The organism is Floridaenema aerugineum BLCC-F46 (assembly GCF_041929345.1).
GTDB classification, from domain to species: Bacteria; Cyanobacteriota; Cyanobacteriia; order Cyanobacteriales; family Aerosakkonemataceae; genus Floridanema; species Floridanema aerugineum.
In genome coordinates this window covers 26,962-44,822 of record NZ_JBHFNQ010000103.1, presented here as the reverse complement: position 1 = coordinate 44,822, position 17,861 = coordinate 26,962, and the positions used below count along the sequence as shown (strand labels likewise).

Here is a 17,861-nt window from a genome sequence, read left to right as displayed (position 1 = left end):
AATGGTACTAGTGGTTGCTTAGAGTCCCGGGACATTTCACCCTGATAACTCAGGTCATTGATTCTTGAGGGTTAAAGTAAAATAATTGTTAACTATTTTAGCTTATAAATGACTACAAATTAAGTGAAGTTTTACAATACTACCGATCGAATTCCTACTGATACTTGGAATCATCAGACGGGGTGCGATACGCATAAGGGTACGCTACGCGAACGCTAATCCTCTATGGGGAATCAGATATCACTTAGCTATGGCAACTAGTCCCAGTGGGCAAGTCTCTCCAAGCGTTCAGGTACTTAATGAAGAGTGCCTTAAAAACTGTTTCTCTCTTTCCCCATGTTCCGGCGTGCCCCGCCGTACATTGTTTCTAGCCTTACGGCTAACGCATTGCTGCACTTTACTGGTATCGGCACTCGAAGAGAGTCCATGAGTTTTTAAAGAAGTTGTTCGCGCCTCACGTACTAGCATCGCTTAACGTCGTAGGGTTTATGGCAGTACCGACGTATTCCTGCCTGTGCTAGACTACATTTACAGTGTAGCACAAATAATGCCACGATGCCAAGAGAGAAAACTTTGAGAGTGAGACTTTCTGAAGAAGAATTTGAGAAGCTAAAGGCTTATGCAGATAGCACAAACCGAATGGTATCTGAGGTTATTCGAGACTATATCAAGCGTCTACCAAAGCCGTCCTAAAGGGACGGGGCTTGTATCCCATTTTTTTGGTCAAAAAAACATGAATAATAACTTAAAACACTTAGGCATTATTTCCCTGTTATTACTGAGTACCCACAATCCCCTGTCGGCACAAGTAATTCCCGATGCTACATTACCCAATAATACTGTTGTGATTCCCAATGGGAATACTATCCGCATTGAGGGTGGTACGACTAGCGGTAGCAATCTTTTCCACAGTTTCCAAGAATTTTCCCTGCCTACTGGAGGCGAAGCATTTTTTAATAACTCCGTCGATATTCAAAATATTTTTAGTCGCGTCACTGGGAAAAATATCTCTAATATAGATGGCTTAATTCGTGCTAATGGCAGAGCTAACTTATTTTTGATTAATCCCAATGGGATTATTTTCGGCCCAAATGCTCAATTAAATATCGGTGGTTCATTTATTGCCAGTACAGCAAATAGCATTAAGTTTAACGATGGTAATATTTTTAGCGCTGTCGATCCAAATGCGAAACCTTTGCTAACTGTGAATGTGCCGATCGGTTTGCAATTTGGGCCAAATATACCTGGACAAATTGCAGTACAAGGCTCTAATTTAGCTGTCCAAACTGGGCAAACTTTGGCGCTAGTAGGAGGAGATATCACAATTTCTGGTAGCACCAATCCCCTGGCAACTGGTCTGACTGCTGGCGGAATTCCCATTGTATTAAATCAAGGAAATTTTGTCCCTACTACACCCGGGGGAAGAATTGAATTAGGAAGTGTCACTCAAGGCGATGTTAGCTTCACAACTAGCGATAAAGGTTTGGCTTTTAATTATCTAAACGCCCAAAATTTTGGCGATATTCAACTATTAGGTAATGCCAGAGTTGATACCAGCGGAACGGGGGGAGGTGAAATCCAAATTCAAGCCAGAAATTTACGCCTGGGCGAAGGTTCCCGTCTCTCTTCTTTTACTTTGGGTGATTTACCGGGAGGAACGATCGCAGTAAATACTTCTGAGTCAGTAGAAATTGTTGGTACGGGCGGTTATGAACAAAATGTCTTCAAGTTTTCTACCGGAACTGTTGCTAACAGTGACCTAATCAATGGCTTTTTTACTTTAACTTTTGCGTCAGGAAAGGCTGGAGATATCATAATTAATACTCCTAACTTTCTGGCTCGCAATGGCGCTTACGTAGCTGCTTCTACATTTGGAGGTGAGGGTGGTAACATTACCATAAATACATCAGATTTATTACAGCTAAGTGCCGCCTTTATTGCTACAGGAGCAGGAGTAAACGCGGTGGGAAATTCAGGAGAAATAACGATAAATACCAGGAGATTTATAGCCCAAGATAATGGTCTGATCACAACTTCTAGTTTTGGCGTAGGAAAAGGCGGAAATTTAACTTTAAATGCTGCTGATTCGCTGGCAATAAGTAGCGGAAATCCCATTCCTATTTCACCAACTGCTTACGCTTTTGGCGGCATTTTTACCAGCGGTTTAGGTTTGGGAGATGCGGGAGAATTGCGGATTAATACCAGACAATTAACTCTTCTGAGTGGTGCAGCTTTAGCAGCTAGTTCCTTTGGTCAAGGACAAGGAGGAGATATCATTATTAAAGCATCTGAATTTGTTAAATTACAAGGAAATTCTCCCGATGGTCAACGGTTAAGTGCGATTACTTCGGTGACAGAACCAGGATCTCTAGGTAGAGGGGGAAATTTAACCATACAAACCGATCGCTTAATCTTAAGAGATGGGGGAAGAGTGAGTATTCGATCGCGAGGCACGGGAAATGCTGGTAACTTAATTGTCGAAGCTAACTCGGTTTTAATGAATAATAACAGCGGTTTAGAGGGAACTTCCGTATCGGGTGAAGGAGGAAATTTCACCGTGCGATCGCGCATCTTACAAATGCGTAACAATAGTTTTATTTCTGCTACCGCTGGTACAGAAGGCGGCCCCGGAAATGGCGGTAATATTAATATCAATACCAATACTTTAGTTGCTTTGGGAAATAGCGACATTACTGCTAATTCCGTCGCTAGTCAAGGCGGCAAAGTTACTATTAATGCTCAAGGTATTTTTGGCATTCAATATCGTTTAGCAACTACTCCCAATAGCGATATTACTGCTACAGGCGGTACACCAGATTTAAGCGGTACTGTGCAAATTAATTCGCCAGAAGTTGATACTAGTACTGGTTTAGTTCAATTACCAGAAAACTTTACCGATCTTAGTAATCAAATTGTCGCAGGTTGTGCCTCTTCTAGAAACAACAGCTTCGTAATTACCGGAAGAGGCGGTTTACCCGAAGATCCTCATCAAACTCTCAGAAGTGCCACAGTTTGGCGTGATTTACGCGCTTTTGCACAGGATATGGGCACAGGAGATGGGGAGATGGGGAGATGGGGAGATGGGGAGAATCATTCTATAACTGGTTCCATCCCCCTACCTCCCCACCCCCCCACCTCTATTATTGAGGCTACTGGTTGGGTGAAGAATGCTGATGGTAAAGTAGAATTGATTACTCAATCTACTACGGAAAATATTTCGTACAAACTTCCACAATGCAGTGGGTTTTAAAGTAATGATTAGAATTCGAGCGCTATTAAAATCTATTCATAAAAGTGTTTGGCTGGGTTTATTAACTCTGTTTTTAATTACAATGGTTTTCCCGGCAACAGCACAGATTAACGATAATTTTCCTTTAGGAAAACGGGAAGTTAAACGGGAAATTATTGCTCTTAATCAGCAAAATAATCTTAATTCGAGTTTGTTGGAACAAGGGCGAATGCTGTTTGCTAATGGCAGATTTGCAGAAGCGGTGAGTGTTTGGCAACAGGCGGTGAAAGGGTTGCAAGGAGAGAGCGATCGCACTCAACTTGCTTTAACTTTAAATTACCTAGCTAATGCTTATCAAGAATTAGGACAATGGCAACAAGCTAAAAATGCTATTACCCAAAGTTTAACTCTCTTACAAGCTCAATCTAGCCCAAATATTCTGGCTCAAGCTTTAAATACTCAAGGCAATATCCAATTCGCAACCGGACAAACAGAAGCCGCTTTAAGTAGTTGGCAACAAGCCGAAAAAGCCTATTCCCAAGCTGGAGATGAAACCGGATTTATCGGTAGCAAAATTAATCAAGCACAAGCTTTACAAACTTTGGGACTTTACCGACGAGCTAAACTAAATTTAGAAGAATTAAATACCAAATTGCAAAGTTTACCTAATCCTGCTTTAAAAGCAATGGGATTGCGTAGTTTAGGTGTAGCTTTGCAAGTTGTAGGAGATTTAACCAGATCTCAAGAAGTGTTAAATCAAAGTTTGGCAATTTCTCAGCAGCTAAATTCTGACTCGGAAACTAGTGCTACTTTATTGAGTTTGGCAAATACCCTCAGAGCTTTAAAAAAACCTCAAGAAGCTTTGGTGAATTATCAAAAAGCTGCCGAAACAGCGAGTAATCCTTTGACAAAAATGGAAGCGAAACTCAACGAATTAAGCCTTTTAGTTGAAACTAAAAACCTCGAATCAGCTAAAAAATTATTGCCGGAAATAGAACTTCAAATAGAAAAGATTCCGCTAAATCGAGAAAGTATTTACGCTCAGGTGAATTTTGCCAATACTTTAATTAAAATGGGGTATAATCCGCCAGCCATTGCCCAAGTCTTAGCAACAGCGATTAAAAACTCGCGCCAACTTCAAGATTTACGATCCGAATCTTTTGCCCTTGGACAATTAGGAAAACTATATCAACAAACACAACAAACACAAGAAGCCCAAAATTTAACTAAGCAAGCTTTAACTATTGCTCAACAGTTAAATGCTGCTGATATTGTGGCTCGGTTACAATCCCAAATGGGCGAAATTTTGCAGCAAAGAGGTGATGTTGCAGGTGCGATTTCTGCTTATACTGAATCGGTTAATATCCTAAAATCTCTGCGGACTGATTTAGTCGCGATTAATCCCGATATTCAATTCTCTTTTCAAGAAACTGTTGAACCTGTCTATCGTCAGTTAGTTAGTTTACTCCTTAAATCTAATCCCGATCAAAACAAGCTGAAACAAGCTCGTGAAGTAATTGAATCCTTACAAATCGCAGAGTTAGATAACTTTTTCCGGGAAGCTTGTTTAGATGCTAAACCGCAGCAAATCGATCGATTAGATCCCCAAGCGGCGGTAATTTATCCAATTATTTTACCCGATCGTTTAGAAGTAATTTTTTCCCAACCGGGAAAAGCTTTACGGCAATACACAACTAATTTGCCGCAAGCTGAAGTAGAAAAAACGCTGGTGCAGTTATTAGAATCTCTCAATCCCTTCTTTTCTAGTGACGAAAGGTTGCGCGTTTCGCAACAAGTTTATGATTGGTTAATTAAACCTGCTTCAGCAGAATTAGCCGCTAATGGAGTGAAAACTTTAGTATTTGTGCAAGATGGCTTATTACGCAATTTACCAATGTCAGCCCTTTATGATGGCAAAAGTTATTTATTGGAAAAATACAATATTGCTGTAGCTCCTGGTTTATCTTTGGTGGCACCTCAATCACTTACGAATAAGAAAATCAAAGTTTTAACAGGTGGAATCACCGAATCTCGCCAAGGCTTTTCTGCACTTCCGGGAGTAGAAGTTGAAGTAAATAAAATTGCCCAAAAAGTTCCGAGTAAAGTATTTTTAAACCAACAATTTACCGAAGAAAATTTACAATCTGAAATTGCAGGAACAGCTTTTCCCATAGTTCATTTAGCTACTCATGGTCAGTTTAGCTCTAATCCAGAAGAGACTTTTATTTTAACTTGGGATGAGAAAGTTAAAGTTAAAGAATTCGAGACTTTATTGCGGTATCGGGAACAAGGTAATGTTAGTCCGATCGAATTGCTGGTTTTAAGTGCTTGTCAAACTGCGGCTGGTGATAAACGGGCTGCATTAGGTTTAGCAGGTGTAGCAGTGCGATCGGGTGCGCGTAGTACTTTGGCAACTCTTTGGTCAGTAAAAGATGAATCTACTGCGGAATTAATGACCGAATTCTATCAATTATTGTCTCAGGGTAATAGTAAAGCGGAAGCGCTGCGTACATCACAGTTAAAGCTACTTAACCAATCTCAGTATAATCACCCATTTTACTGGGCTCCTTTCATTATTGTTGGTAACTGGTTATAAACATTAAGATGACTTTAAATACTTGATAAAGTTACTCTTTGTTCCTTTACATAAAGGGGTAAATGCGCTTTGATATAAATGGGTGAGTATCTACTAAACATATATTTAATGTTGAGGTAATATGAACAGAAAACCTTTGGCTTTATTTGCGATCGCACTCTCTTTACAAATCATAATTCCTAGCCTTGTTTCCAGCGTCAAGGCTCAACCCACTTCCGCAAATGGGTCACAATCTATACAAAGCCGTTTAGCAGCGGATGTAACATTTGAGCCACCAGGAAGCGATAAACCAGATGACACTGCTGGCGGCGCATCTCGTGGCAGTGGATGTCCGCAAGAAGTAATAATTACAGGTGGATGTGTAGTTCCATTAATGCCTGGTAATAGAGATGGGTTAACAGTAACAGGTCGTCCCACATTCTTTATTTACGTGCCGCAAAATTCGGCAAAAGAAGTATTTTTTAGCCTGGAAGATCAGAACAACAAAAATATTTACCAGACTAGAATTGCCCTGACTGGTAAATCAGGAATTCTTCAGTTTACACTTCCAGAAAATGCGCCATCTTTGGAAGTTGGCAAGAATTATCGCTGGGCTTTTGTGGTGGTTGGGGAACAAGGACTCAGACCGGATAGCCCCGGTATTCAAGGGAGAATTAAGCGCATTGAACCAGACGCAGCATTACTAAGTCAGCTACAAAATGTCACGCCGATCGAACGTGCAGCTTTGTATGGCAAAAAGGGGATATGGCACGAAACTTTAGCTAGTTTAGCCCAAGCGAGAAAATTACAACCAACAGATGCTAATTTGGTTAGTCAGTGGGAACAACTGTTAAAATCAGTAGGGCTAGAAGCGATCGCCTCCCAGCCATTGTTAAACTAGCCTTTATTGTTCCCGGGTGCAGAAAAATCAATGTGGCTAAAACTTAAAAAGCGAATTGCCAAAAGGGGCGGTTTACTAATTACTGCCCCCAGTATAGCTGGATTAGTGATAGCCGCCAATTCTCTAGGGGTCTTTCAACTGTTAGAATGGGCTACTTTCGATCAATTTTTTGCCATTCGCCCCCCGGCACCAGTTGATCCGCGTATTGTGGTTATTACTATTGATGAATCAGATATTAATAAAGCCGGACAATGGCCGATTTCTGATGCAGTTTTAGCGAAATTAATTACCAAAGTCAAAGCGCAAAAACCAGAAGCTATAGGTTTAGATATTTATCGCGATTTGCCAGTACCACCTGGACATTTAACGTTAGTAAAATTATTTCAATCTACACCTAACTTAATCGGAGTAGAAAAAGTAGTCGGAAATGCTGTGCCTGCCTCGCCAACTTTAAGTAAATTAAAACAGGTAGGAATGGCGGATTTAGTATTAGATGCTGATGGAAAAGTGCGCCGAGCCTTGCTATCTGTAAGAAGCGGTGGGGAAGTACATCTCAGCTTGGGAACTAAGTTGGCTTTGATGTATTTAGAAAAAAAAGGAGTTAAACTCCAATTAATAGATAAAAATAAAAAGTATTTACAATTAGGTGAAGCTGTAGTTGTTCCTTTTACCGGAAATGAAGGGCCTTATGCCGGGGCTAATGCGGGTGGTTATCAAATTATTCTTAACTATCGAGGCTCAACAGATAGCTTTAATACTGTCTCCATGACAGAAGTTTTAAATAACCAAATTTCGCCGGATAAATTTCGCGATCGCCTAGTTTTAATTGGTAATATTGGCACTAGCTTTAATGACTTATTCTTCACTCCTTACAGCAGTAGTTTATTTACTAGTCCCCAACGAATGCCAGGGGTATTAGTTCACGCTAATATAACCAGCCAAATTATCAGCGCCGCTTGGGGCGAGGCTCCTTTTTTCCGGGTTTCATCCCCACAAATAGAAGCTTTGTGGGTTTTATTCTGGTCTTTAATTGGTGGCGGAACTACTAGGAGGTTATTAAGAGTAAGTAAGCAGAAAAAACCAGCTATTTTGCCACAATGGTTAATTAATGTTAGTAGTATTGTATTGTGGGGAACAATTTTAATTATTGGCAGTTATTTAGCTTTCTTAAGTGGCTGGATATTGCCTGTTATTTCTCCCATAGCAGCCTTGATACTTTCCGCAATTTCTAGCATGATTTCCCGCTATTTAGAATTGCAACATTTGGTAAATTTGGATGGCCTGACCGGGGTAGCAAATCGTCGTTGCTTTGATGAATTTTTGCACCAAAAATGGGGCTTAATGGCGGAAAAAATGAACTTTATTTCGCTGATACTTTGTGATGTTGATTATTTTAAAAAATACAATGATACATACGGGCATCAAGCAGGTGATGAATCTTTGCGACAAGTGGCTAAAGCGATCGCCAAAGTAATTCGTTCTACTGATTTGGTGGCGCGTTATGGCGGAGAAGAATTTGCTGTAATTATGCCAAATACTAATCCTGAAGTCGCTTTAAAAGTCGCGAAGAGAATTACAGCAAATGTCAAAAGTTTACAAATTGTACATGAAAATTCTCTGATTAGCGATCGCGTCACTCTCAGTTGTGGTGTAGCGAGTATGGTTCCCAATCTCACCAATTCTATCAGTGAATTAATTAATATAGCTGACCAAGCCCTTTATGAAGCAAAACGACAAGGACGCGATCGGATTATTGTCGCTATAATAATGCAAGAGAAAAAAACATTAACTTAGGGTGATTCCAATGCGGCTCGGTTAAGGATTTTTTTCCTGCCCGGGGGGTGCTTCATTAGAATTTTGTTAACAGCGACAATTGCATTCACTTTTTAATGCGAAAAATCTATGAAGTCAAAACTTAACAAAATAATTCGCCAATGGCGCAGCTTACTAATTCTTGCCCCCACTGTTGCTGGATTAGTAATAATAGGGAATTACTTAGGTTTATTCCAACTTTTAGAATGGGCGACTTTAGATCAGTTTTTTCGCTTACGTCCCCGGGAATCTGTGGATTCTCGAATTGTTATTGTTACGGTTAATGAATCAGATATTACGTATACTAATCAATGGCCGATTTCCGATGCAGTTTTAACTAAATTAATTAATAAATTGAAAGCCCAACAGCCAAAAGCTATTGGTTTAGATATATATCGGGATTTGCCAGTACCGCCCGGTAATGCGGAATTAGTCAAATTGTTTGCAGAAACACCTAACTTAATTGGGGTAGAAAAAGTAGTTGGAAATACTGTAGCACCACCGCCAACTTTAAGCAAATTAGGACAAGTAGGAATTTCAGATTTAGTATTAGATTCTGACGGCAAAGTGCGGCGAGGTTTGCTATCTGTAAGAACTGACCAAGGAAAAACAAAATTAAGTTTGGGAACAAAATTAGCCTTAATGTATCTGGAAAGTCGCGGCATAAAACTCCAGATGATCGATGCGAAAAATAAAATTTTAGGATTAGGAAAAGCTAAATTTGTGCCTTTTACTGGGAATGAAGGTGGATATATTAGGGCTAACTCTGGTGGTTATCAAATTTTATTGAACTATCGAGGCAGTTTAAATAATTTCCAAACTATATCATTAGAGGATGTTTTGTCAGACCGTATTCCACCAGATATGATGCGCGAGCGCATTGTTTTAATCGGTGTTACTGGTTCTAGCTTCAACGATTTATTCTTTACTCCTTACAGTGCTAATCCCTTCGGTAGCCCCAAATTAACACCAGGAGTAGTTATTCATGCTAACTTAACTAGCCAAATTTTAAGTGCCGCATTAGATGGCAGACCTTTTATTAAATATTGGTCGGAACCAAGCGAAATTTTCTGGGTTTTAGTTTGGTCTTTTATCGGCGCTACAGGAAGTAGGAAATTACTGTTAGCGCAACAATTCATTAATAAATTTACTTGGAAATGGGTAACTTTTACTATCTTTATTCTAGTAGCCGGAGGTAGTCTGGTTGGGGGCAGTTATTTAGCTTTTTTAGCTAGTTGGTGGCTACCTGTAATTTCCCCATTAACTGCATTAATTACTTCGGCAATAGCGATCGCCGGATACCACGCCCTAGAATTACAACGGCAAAAAACCGACTTAGAAATTTTATTAGAAACGGCTACTGCACACTACGATACAGTTACCGCCGAATTAGAATATAAAGCCGAAGAAACAGCAAGGGAAGGTGAGAGAAAATTAGCTCAATTTTTAGAAGCAGTACCAATAGGAGTTGCAGTTGTTGATGGCAATGGCAAAATTTATTACCTGAATGATGCTGCACAACAACTACTTGGTAAAGGAGTGATTCCTGATAGTACAATAGAGGAATTTACAGAACTTTACCAACTGTACCTGGCTGGAACTAGTCAATTATACCCTTATGAAAAATTACCTATTGTCCGTGCTCTAAAAGGTGAATCTTTCTCGGTGGATGATCTGGAAATTCATCTAGAAAATAAGATTATTCCCCTAGAAAGTTGGGCAACTCCTATTTATAATAAATCCGAGCAAATTACTTATGCGCTGCTAGTTTTTCGGGATATCACTGAACGGAAAAAAGCTGAAGCAGAACGGATAAAATTAACCGAACAGTTACTTGCACTTAACTTATCTTACTCGCGTTTCGTTCCCCATCAATTTCTCGAATTATTAAACAAAGAAAGTATTATTGATGTGCAATTAGGCGACCAAGTGCAAAAAGAAATGTCCGTATTATTTTCTGATATTCGGGATTTTACCACTTTATCGGAAAGTATGACTCCGGCTGAGAATTTCAAATTTATTAATGATTATCTCAGCCGCATGGAACCTGAAATTATTGACAATCAAGGGTTTATTGATAAATACATTGGTGATGCAATTATGGCACTATTTAGCGGCGAAGCAGATAATGCCGTTAAAGCAGGAATTGCCATGCTAAACGCCCTTAATGAGTTTAATCAAGAGCGCCAAAGTATGGGTAATTTGCCGATTAAAATTGGCATTGGAATCAATACAGGGACAATGATGCTAGGTGTTGTTGGTGGGCGATCGCGCATGGACACTACAGTAGTTAGTGATGCTGTTAACTTGGCCTCTCGACTTGAAGGGTTGACTAAAAATTATGAAGTACCTTTATTGATTTCTCACAACACTTTTTTGGCTTTAAATGATGCTAATGCTTATGACATCCGACTGATTGATAAAGTAAAAGTTAAAGGCAAATCAGAAATGGTCACTGTTTATGAAGTATTTGATGCCGATCCACTCGAAATTAAACAAGCAAAACTGTTAACTAAAACTGGATTTGAACAAGCAGTCTTACTTTATAATTTAGGCAGATTTGAACAGGCCGCAGCAATTTTTGCGAAATGTCTTTCTGTTAATCCTCACGATAAAGTTGCTCACATTTATTTGCAACGCTGTCTGGAACAGAGGCAGCGGAGCAGGGGGGCAGGGGTGCAAGGGTGCAGGGGTGTAGAGGTGTCCAGGTGCATGGGGGTAGAGGGGTTCCAAGGGCCGAGGAGACAAGGGGAAGTTGATTAACTCAAAACTCTCTCTATCAAATCTTTCCTAGACCGCAGTTCCCAGTCCTTTATATAATGCCCAGAGTAGTTCTTTTGTGGTGAATGGTTTAGATAAAAAGCCTTGAAAACCTAACTTTTGGACTTGAGAAACTACTTCTGTAGAATTTAGTCCACTCATGGCTAATACGTATACATTTGGATTCAGTCGGCGTAAGAGGGGAATAATAGTTGTACCGTCCATTGTCGGCATCATAATATCCATTAATACGCCAGCAATTTCGTCTTTATATTCAGCATAAAGAGCGATCGCTTCAATCCCATCACTCGCTGTCAAAACTCGATAATTATAAGTTTCTAATGTAGTTTTAGTAATTTCCGTAATCGCCGCTTCATCATCAACAACTAAAATTAATTCTTGTTCACCAGTCAATAATTCTAAATCATCATCTGTTTCCTGCGTAGGTGATTCGATCGCAGGCAAAAACACCTTAAACACACTGCCTTTATTCACCTCACTTTGCACATCAATAAATCCGCCGTGACTTTTAACAATTCCCAGCACTGCCGAAAGTCCTAATCCCGTACCTTTACCAACTTCTTTTGTAGTAAAAAATGGATCGAAAACTCGATGAATAATTTCTGGGGGAATGCCCATTCCCGTGTCGGCAACAGTCACCACCACATAAGCCCCTACTTTAGCATCTATGTGCATTCTGGCATACTGTTCATCCACCATGAAATTTTGAGCAATGATCTGCAAATTACCACCTTCAGGCATAGCATCACGGGCATTAACGCAGAGATTCATAAACACTTGATGCAGTTGCGTGGTATCACCAGAAATTGTCCAGAGATTAGCGGGAATGTTGCTGTGAATATCAATAGATTTTGGCAAAGTTTGGTGAATTATTTGCTCAATTTCAAATAATAAATGATGAATTTGTAAATTAACTCGTTTCCCCTCTACCCCACGAGCAAAAGAGAGTATTTGTTTAATTAAATCTGCTCCTCGTTGGGCGCTAGATTCTAAAGTTTTCAGTAATTGTTGAGTGTTATTATTTAAGTTGGGCAGTTTCAGCGGTAATAGTTGCACCACTGCCAAAATGGGAGTCAAAATATTATTTAAGTCGTGAGCAATACCACTAGCAAGTGTTCCCAAACTTTCCAAACGTTGGGCGCGTAAAAATTGCGCTTCTAGCTGTTTCTTTTCGGTAATATCCATGTGGATACCAATCATCCGCACAGGTTTTCCTATTTGGTCACAAAATAAGCTACTCTTAACAGCAATCCAGCGAATTTCTCCGGGAACACAACAGCTAGAAGTTAGCGGACAAGAGGCTTCATCTAATAGGTAATATTCTTCTTCCCTTCTGGTATCGGAAGGACAGACAATGCGAAATTCTGTATCTAATCCTTGCCCGTTTTTGACTGCTTGCCAGAGTTCTTGTTCAACTTTGGGGCGATCGTCTGGATGTATACTTTGCATCCAACCTTCATATTGTCCGTCAAAACTGCCCGGTGCTAAACCATAAAGAGCTTCTAATTCTGCTGTCCAAACAATATCATTAGTTGGAATCAGCCATTCAAAAGAAGCAATTTTTCCGGCTTGTTGGGCTAGTTCTAATCGTGATTGAATTCTTTGTCGCCATTCAATTTCTTGGCGCAATAATTCGTTAGCCATTTCTAAGGCAGCGGTGCGTTCTTGTACTCGCTTTTCGAGAATTTCATTGGCTTCTCTTAGGGCTTCGGCGGCTTGTTTCCGTTCGATCGCATAGCGCAAAGAACGCACCAAAATCTCTTGATTGATCTGCCGTTTCATCAAGTAATCTTGCGCCCCATGACGCACTGATTCGATCGCCAATTCGTCATCATTAGTATTAGTTAAAACGACAATTGGCAAGCTAGGGGCGTGCTGAATTAGTGAATCTAAAGAAGCTAACCCCTCACTATCTGGTAAAGTTAAATCGAGCAGCACTACATCAAAACTTTCGGTTTCTAAGGAAGCAATTGCTTCCCCCAAACGTTTCACATGGGCTAAGTTAAACCGACTCAGAATTGCTCCTTTCAATACTTCTTTTAATAGCCTTGCTTCCGCCAGGTTATCCTCAACCAACAAAATATTCACACAAGATTTTTCTACTTTCCTTCCGAAGGTAGTGTTGCAGTTTCCAACCAAAATTCCTCAATCCCCCGAACAATTTTAAATAATTCACTGAGATTTCGCGATTTGGAGATATAGCAATTAACGTGCAAATCGTAACTTTTAGAAATATCCTCCTCATTGCGCGAAGTAGATAAAACGATTACGGGAATGTGCTTCAGTGCAGGATCGGATTTAATTTCTGCTAACACTTCCCGTCCATCTTTTTTCGGCAAATTTAGATCCAACAGGATGAGATCGGGAAGAGTTGCTTGTGCAAATTCCCCATCCTGTCGGAGATAAGCCATTGCTTCCATGCCATCCCTAGCTACAATCACTTCACACTGAGCAGCAGTGCTCTTTAATGCTTCTTGGATCAGCCGGATATCACCACGATTATCTTCGATCAAAAAGATTCTTTTGTAACCTGTTTCCGTTGGCATGATTGCGCTCACGAAGGATTGCTTTAGCAGAGTCACGTCCTCCTACTGGAATTGTAAAGCAGAAGGTTGCACCTTTGCCTAGTTCGGATTCGACCCAGATCCGTCCCCGATGGCATTCTACTATTTTTTTACAAATTGCTAATCCCATGCCGGAGCCGGGATATTCATCGCGGGTGTGCAGACGTTGGAAAATGACAAAAATGCGATCGCTAAATTGCGGATCGATGCCAATTCCATTATCTTTAACTCTAAACAACCAATCATCTTCTTGCCGTTGCACCCCAATATGAATTTGTGGCGGTTCGTCTTTCTTTTGGAACTTAATTGCATTGCCAATTAAGTTTTGGAATAATTGCATTAATTGAGTTCCATCTGCCACAATCGTTGGCATTTGATCGAAAGTAATTGTAGCATTAGTTTCGCCAATTCTGCCGCGCAAATTACTTAATGCTCGATCCAGTGCTGATTCTAAATCAGTTAATTCCCATTCAATGCCTTTTAGATCTACCTTGGAGTAAGCTAACACATCATCAATTAAAGTTTGCATTAAGCTGACACCTTCCACAGCAAAGTCGATGAATTCTTTGCCATCTTGATCTAATTCTTCGTTATACCGCATTTCCAACAACTGCACATAATTTGCCACTTGATTTAGTGGTTCTTGCAAGTCGTGAGAAGCGACATAAGCAAATTTCTTTAATTCGGCGTTGGAACGTTCCAAATCTTGCGCGAGTAAGGCTAATTCTTCCGCTTGTCTGAGTACGATATTGACGATCGCTTTTCGTAATTCCAGTGCTGCTTTCACTTCCACTTGTTTCCAAGGCAAAGATTTCAACCGCACCGTTTCTTTCCACAATTCAAAAGACTTTCTCGGACATAACCTGAGATTATTTTCTGTTTCTTTAACTTCGTAAGCGTGATTTGGATCTCCTCCCCAATTCACGGTTTGCAAAACTTCAGGACGGAACCATAATACAAAACTCCGCTTAGAAATTGGAATCGCTAACAACCCGCTAGCAATATCTTTGAATCGTTCCGCATCAGAATAAATCAAAGGCAAAGAATCAGTATAAAAAACTTCTTCTTCAACCGTTTTTCCTAACCATTGCACCAAGTAATTTAACTCGGTTTCCGGTGGAGTGCGTCCAATGGTTGTCCAATGTCCATTAAAACAAATTGCCGCACCTTTAGCATCTGCTAAATCTAGCAAGTTTGTTTGATGATTGACTAAACCAGAAATGAAGTTATCTGACTGCGACATATATTCAATCAACATTGATTGAACTTGCGACAATTTCATCCGGTAATTGTAATCTGCTTCTTCTTCACGGGTGGAAATTTCGGCAAAAATCACTCTTCCCAAAAATTCGCAAGCTTTCCGCAATTCGTAAGGAATATATTTCGGGGTGCGATGGTGACAAGCAATCAATCCCCAAAGTTTCTGATCTTTCATTAAGGAGATTGTCAGGGATGCGCCAACTCCCATATTGTGCAAATATTCCAAGTGACAGGAATAAGGACTGCGGAGAATGGAAAGAGTCAGATCGATCGGTTGATTTGTAATTGGGTTATTGCTGGGATAAAGTTGTACTGGTTCAGCATGAGAATTAGGAATTACCCGAATCCAATTAGAGAGAAACATTTTTCTCGCTGGTTGGGGAATATCCGATTCTGGATAGTGTAAACCCAGATATGGCTCCATTTCCCGCTGTTTTACTTCAGCAACAACTTCGCCATGTCCGTCTTCATCAAATTTGTACAACATCACGCGATCGCATCCCGTGACATTCCGCACTTCCCGCACAATAATCTGACAGAAATCTTGCAAGTTTGTCGTAGCTTCCAACTGTCCAATTGAAGCCTTGGCGAGATGGTAAAAACTCAAAAATGGGATATTTTCCTGAGTTAATGCTGGTTCTAATTCTAAAACCAAAAATCCATCCGCACTGCGATGAAATATCGCATCAAAAACTAAGTAATCATCCCCTTTCCTTCTCACCCAAACCTTTGTCGGATTGATTACATCAAGGTTTTCTTGAGCTAATCCTTCCTTAAACTGTTCCAGTTGGAAAGTATCTAAAATATCTTCCAAACTCTTACCCAAAACCTGTTCTGCTGGCATTCCAAATGCCGCCGAACAGTTAGTGCTAACTTGCAAAATTGTTAAGTCTGGTTCTTGCAAAACCAACAAGACTCCGTGCGGTTGAATTTGAGTCAATGTATGGATTTGCGGCTGTTTTAAACTTGTTAAATTAATCTCTTGCGTCTCTAAATTCATAGCTGCCATAATTATCCTCCACAAACCAGAGTAGAAAATTTATTTTCCGTCTTATGCTTCAGCCGATCTTACAAATAATTACTCCCGTTGTGTGAAACTTATTCGCGATTTACTGGTTTTTGGTTAACAATAAATAATTTGCGAATTCCCCTATTCTCCCGATCTGAGAATTTCTCACTCTCCAATTTCTACCTCTAGTCGCAGCATACCGCAGAAAATTACTCAGCGGGTAAATGCAATTCTTAAATAAAGTAGAAGTTTTCTCAATATATAGTTATTTAATTTTTAGCTGCACAATTAATGCAAAAGTTTATTTCTCCTCAGCAATTAGCAATCTTTGTTCAAGAAAAAACTTAATTTTGTAAGTGTCTACTCTAATGGTAGAGTAACAATTCTTAACCAAAATTCTTCTATGCGCTTAACTGTTTGAGTTAAATGATGTAAATCATCAGATTTGATCACATAACAATTGCCTTGGAGTGCATAAATCCCAAAAATATCCTGATCACTCTGAGACATAGTTAATACAACAATAGGAATGCGGTGCAGTTGAGGATCGGCTTTAATTTCTGTTAGAATTTCCTTGCCATCTTTTCCCGGCAAATGCAAATCTAGTAGAATTAGGTCGGGACGAGAAGCATCGGCATATTCGCCACGATGATGGAGAAAATCCATTGCTTTTGTGCCATTTGCGATCGTCACAATGCGGTAGTGTGTTGAACTTTCCGTCAGTGCATTGGTGATTAGACTGGCATGATCCGGGTTATCCTCCACAATTAGAATTAACCGCTCTGTCGGAGATTTTTCCATATAAAACGCCACAATTAACTATCAGTGTTACCCAGATCCCCGACTTCTTCAAGAAGTCGGGGATCTCGCTAGATCCCCGACTTCTTCAAGAAGTCGGGGATCTAGAATCAGGTTATCGATCGCCATATAATTTTATCTGTCTACTTCGATAAAAACTCGCCCTGTTAGAATCTTTTAAAAATGAGTGACGATCGACAATTTGCCCCAGCGACTCAGCGCAACCGAGAGCCAATTTTAGAAGTGTTGCAGCGGATTTTACCCAGCACTGGTACAATTTTAGAAATAGCAAGTGGTACTGGTGAACACTCCGTCTTTTTTGCGCCACAGCTTCCCGGACGGAAATGGTTGCCTACAGATATTAATTATCTATCACTTGTGAGTATTTCTGCTTGGCTGAAGCATTCGCCATCAGATAACATTTATCCACCAATTTTATTAGATGTTTGTGCTAATATTTGGTCGATCGAACAAGAAAAGCAATATCTTGACGAAATTACTGCCATAGTTAGTATTAACATGATTCACATTGCACCTTGGGCAGCTTGTTTAGGATTAATGGCAGGTGCAGGACGCATTCTTCCCGAAAATGGCATCCTTTATTTATATGGCCCTTTTAAACAAAATGGGCAACATACCGCACCGAGTAATGCTGCATTTGATGAATGGTTAAAAAGTCAAAATCCTGAATGGGGAGTGCGAGATTTAGAAGAAGTAATTGCAGTTGCAAAAATGCAAAATTTGCACTGGTGCGAAACTGTTTCTATGCCAGCAAATAATCTTTCGGTTATCTTTCAAAAAATTTAGTTTGGAGAGTCGGAAATTCTGTAGGGGCGAAGCATTTGGGCGATAAATTCTGCAATCCACCAATGATAATTAAATCCAAATGCTTCGCCCTCCCCCTACAGACAACCTGTATCTAAAATCTTGCA

The 17,861-nt window shown here is 40.0% G+C and carries 10 protein-coding genes; 6 read left to right on the top strand and 4 right to left on the bottom strand.

Translation table 11 applies throughout. The features are described from left to right. Positions 1-733: 733 nt before the first annotated feature. The 5 genes from ACE1CC_RS13375 (at position 734) to ACE1CC_RS13355 (ending at position 11,280) form a co-directional block, all read left to right on the top strand. On the top strand, positions 734-3,250 hold the full coding sequence (locus ACE1CC_RS13375; RefSeq protein WP_413270932.1) for a two-partner secretion domain-containing protein: 2,517 nt from the start codon (positions 734-736) through the stop codon (positions 3,248-3,250). A gap of 4 nt (positions 3,251-3,254) precedes the next feature. Beyond that, complete coding sequence (locus ACE1CC_RS13370) at positions 3,255-5,825, top strand: CHAT domain-containing protein (RefSeq protein ID WP_413270931.1); 2,571 nt, start codon at positions 3,255-3,257, stop codon at positions 5,823-5,825. A 121-nt stretch (positions 5,826-5,946) separates the two neighbouring features. Beyond that, positions 5,947-6,705: a DUF928 domain-containing protein gene (locus tag ACE1CC_RS13365; protein WP_413270930.1), complete on the top strand. Its 759-nt coding sequence runs from the start codon at positions 5,947-5,949 to the stop codon at positions 6,703-6,705. A 30-nt stretch (positions 6,706-6,735) separates the two neighbouring features. Then, entirely contained in the window at positions 6,736-8,499 is a 1,764-nt protein-coding gene (locus tag ACE1CC_RS13360; RefSeq protein ID WP_413270929.1) for a CHASE2 domain-containing protein, read from the top strand. 108 nt (positions 8,500-8,607) lie between these two features. After that, entirely contained in the window at positions 8,608-11,280 is a 2,673-nt protein-coding gene (locus ACE1CC_RS13355) for a CHASE2 domain-containing protein (RefSeq protein WP_413270928.1), read from the top strand. A 27-nt stretch (positions 11,281-11,307) separates the two neighbouring features. On the opposite strand, the gene ACE1CC_RS13350 is transcribed toward ACE1CC_RS13355, so the two are convergent. The 4 genes from ACE1CC_RS13350 to ACE1CC_RS13335 form a co-directional block, all read right to left on the bottom strand. After that, positions 11,308-13,386: a hybrid sensor histidine kinase/response regulator gene (locus ACE1CC_RS13350; protein ID WP_413270927.1), complete on the bottom strand. Its 2,079-nt coding sequence runs from the start codon at positions 13,384-13,386 to the stop codon at positions 11,308-11,310. Positions 13,387-13,397: 11 nt separating this feature from the next. Then, positions 13,398-13,844 carry a response regulator gene (locus tag ACE1CC_RS13345; protein WP_413270926.1) on the bottom strand — a complete coding sequence of 149 codons (447 nt, stop codon included), beginning with the start codon at positions 13,842-13,844 and terminating at the stop codon, positions 13,398-13,400. Then, entirely contained in the window at positions 13,798-16,131 is a 2,334-nt protein-coding gene (locus ACE1CC_RS13340) for an ATP-binding protein (protein ID WP_413270925.1), read from the bottom strand. Before ACE1CC_RS13340 ends, ACE1CC_RS13345 begins: the two co-directional genes overlap by 47 nt. Before the next feature lie 360 nt (positions 16,132-16,491). Then, positions 16,492-16,932 (bottom strand): response regulator, encoded by a 441-nt coding sequence (locus ACE1CC_RS13335; protein ID WP_413270924.1) that lies wholly within the window; start codon positions 16,930-16,932, stop codon positions 16,492-16,494. A 180-nt stretch (positions 16,933-17,112) separates the two neighbouring features. Here ACE1CC_RS13335 and ACE1CC_RS13330 point away from each other — a divergent pair, with 180 nt between their 5' ends. Next, the gene (locus ACE1CC_RS13330) at positions 17,113-17,736 is read left to right on the top strand and encodes a DUF938 domain-containing protein (protein WP_413270923.1); all 624 of its coding nucleotides are present in this window, start codon (positions 17,113-17,115) and stop codon (positions 17,734-17,736) included. Positions 17,737-17,861: the final 125 nt, after the last annotated feature.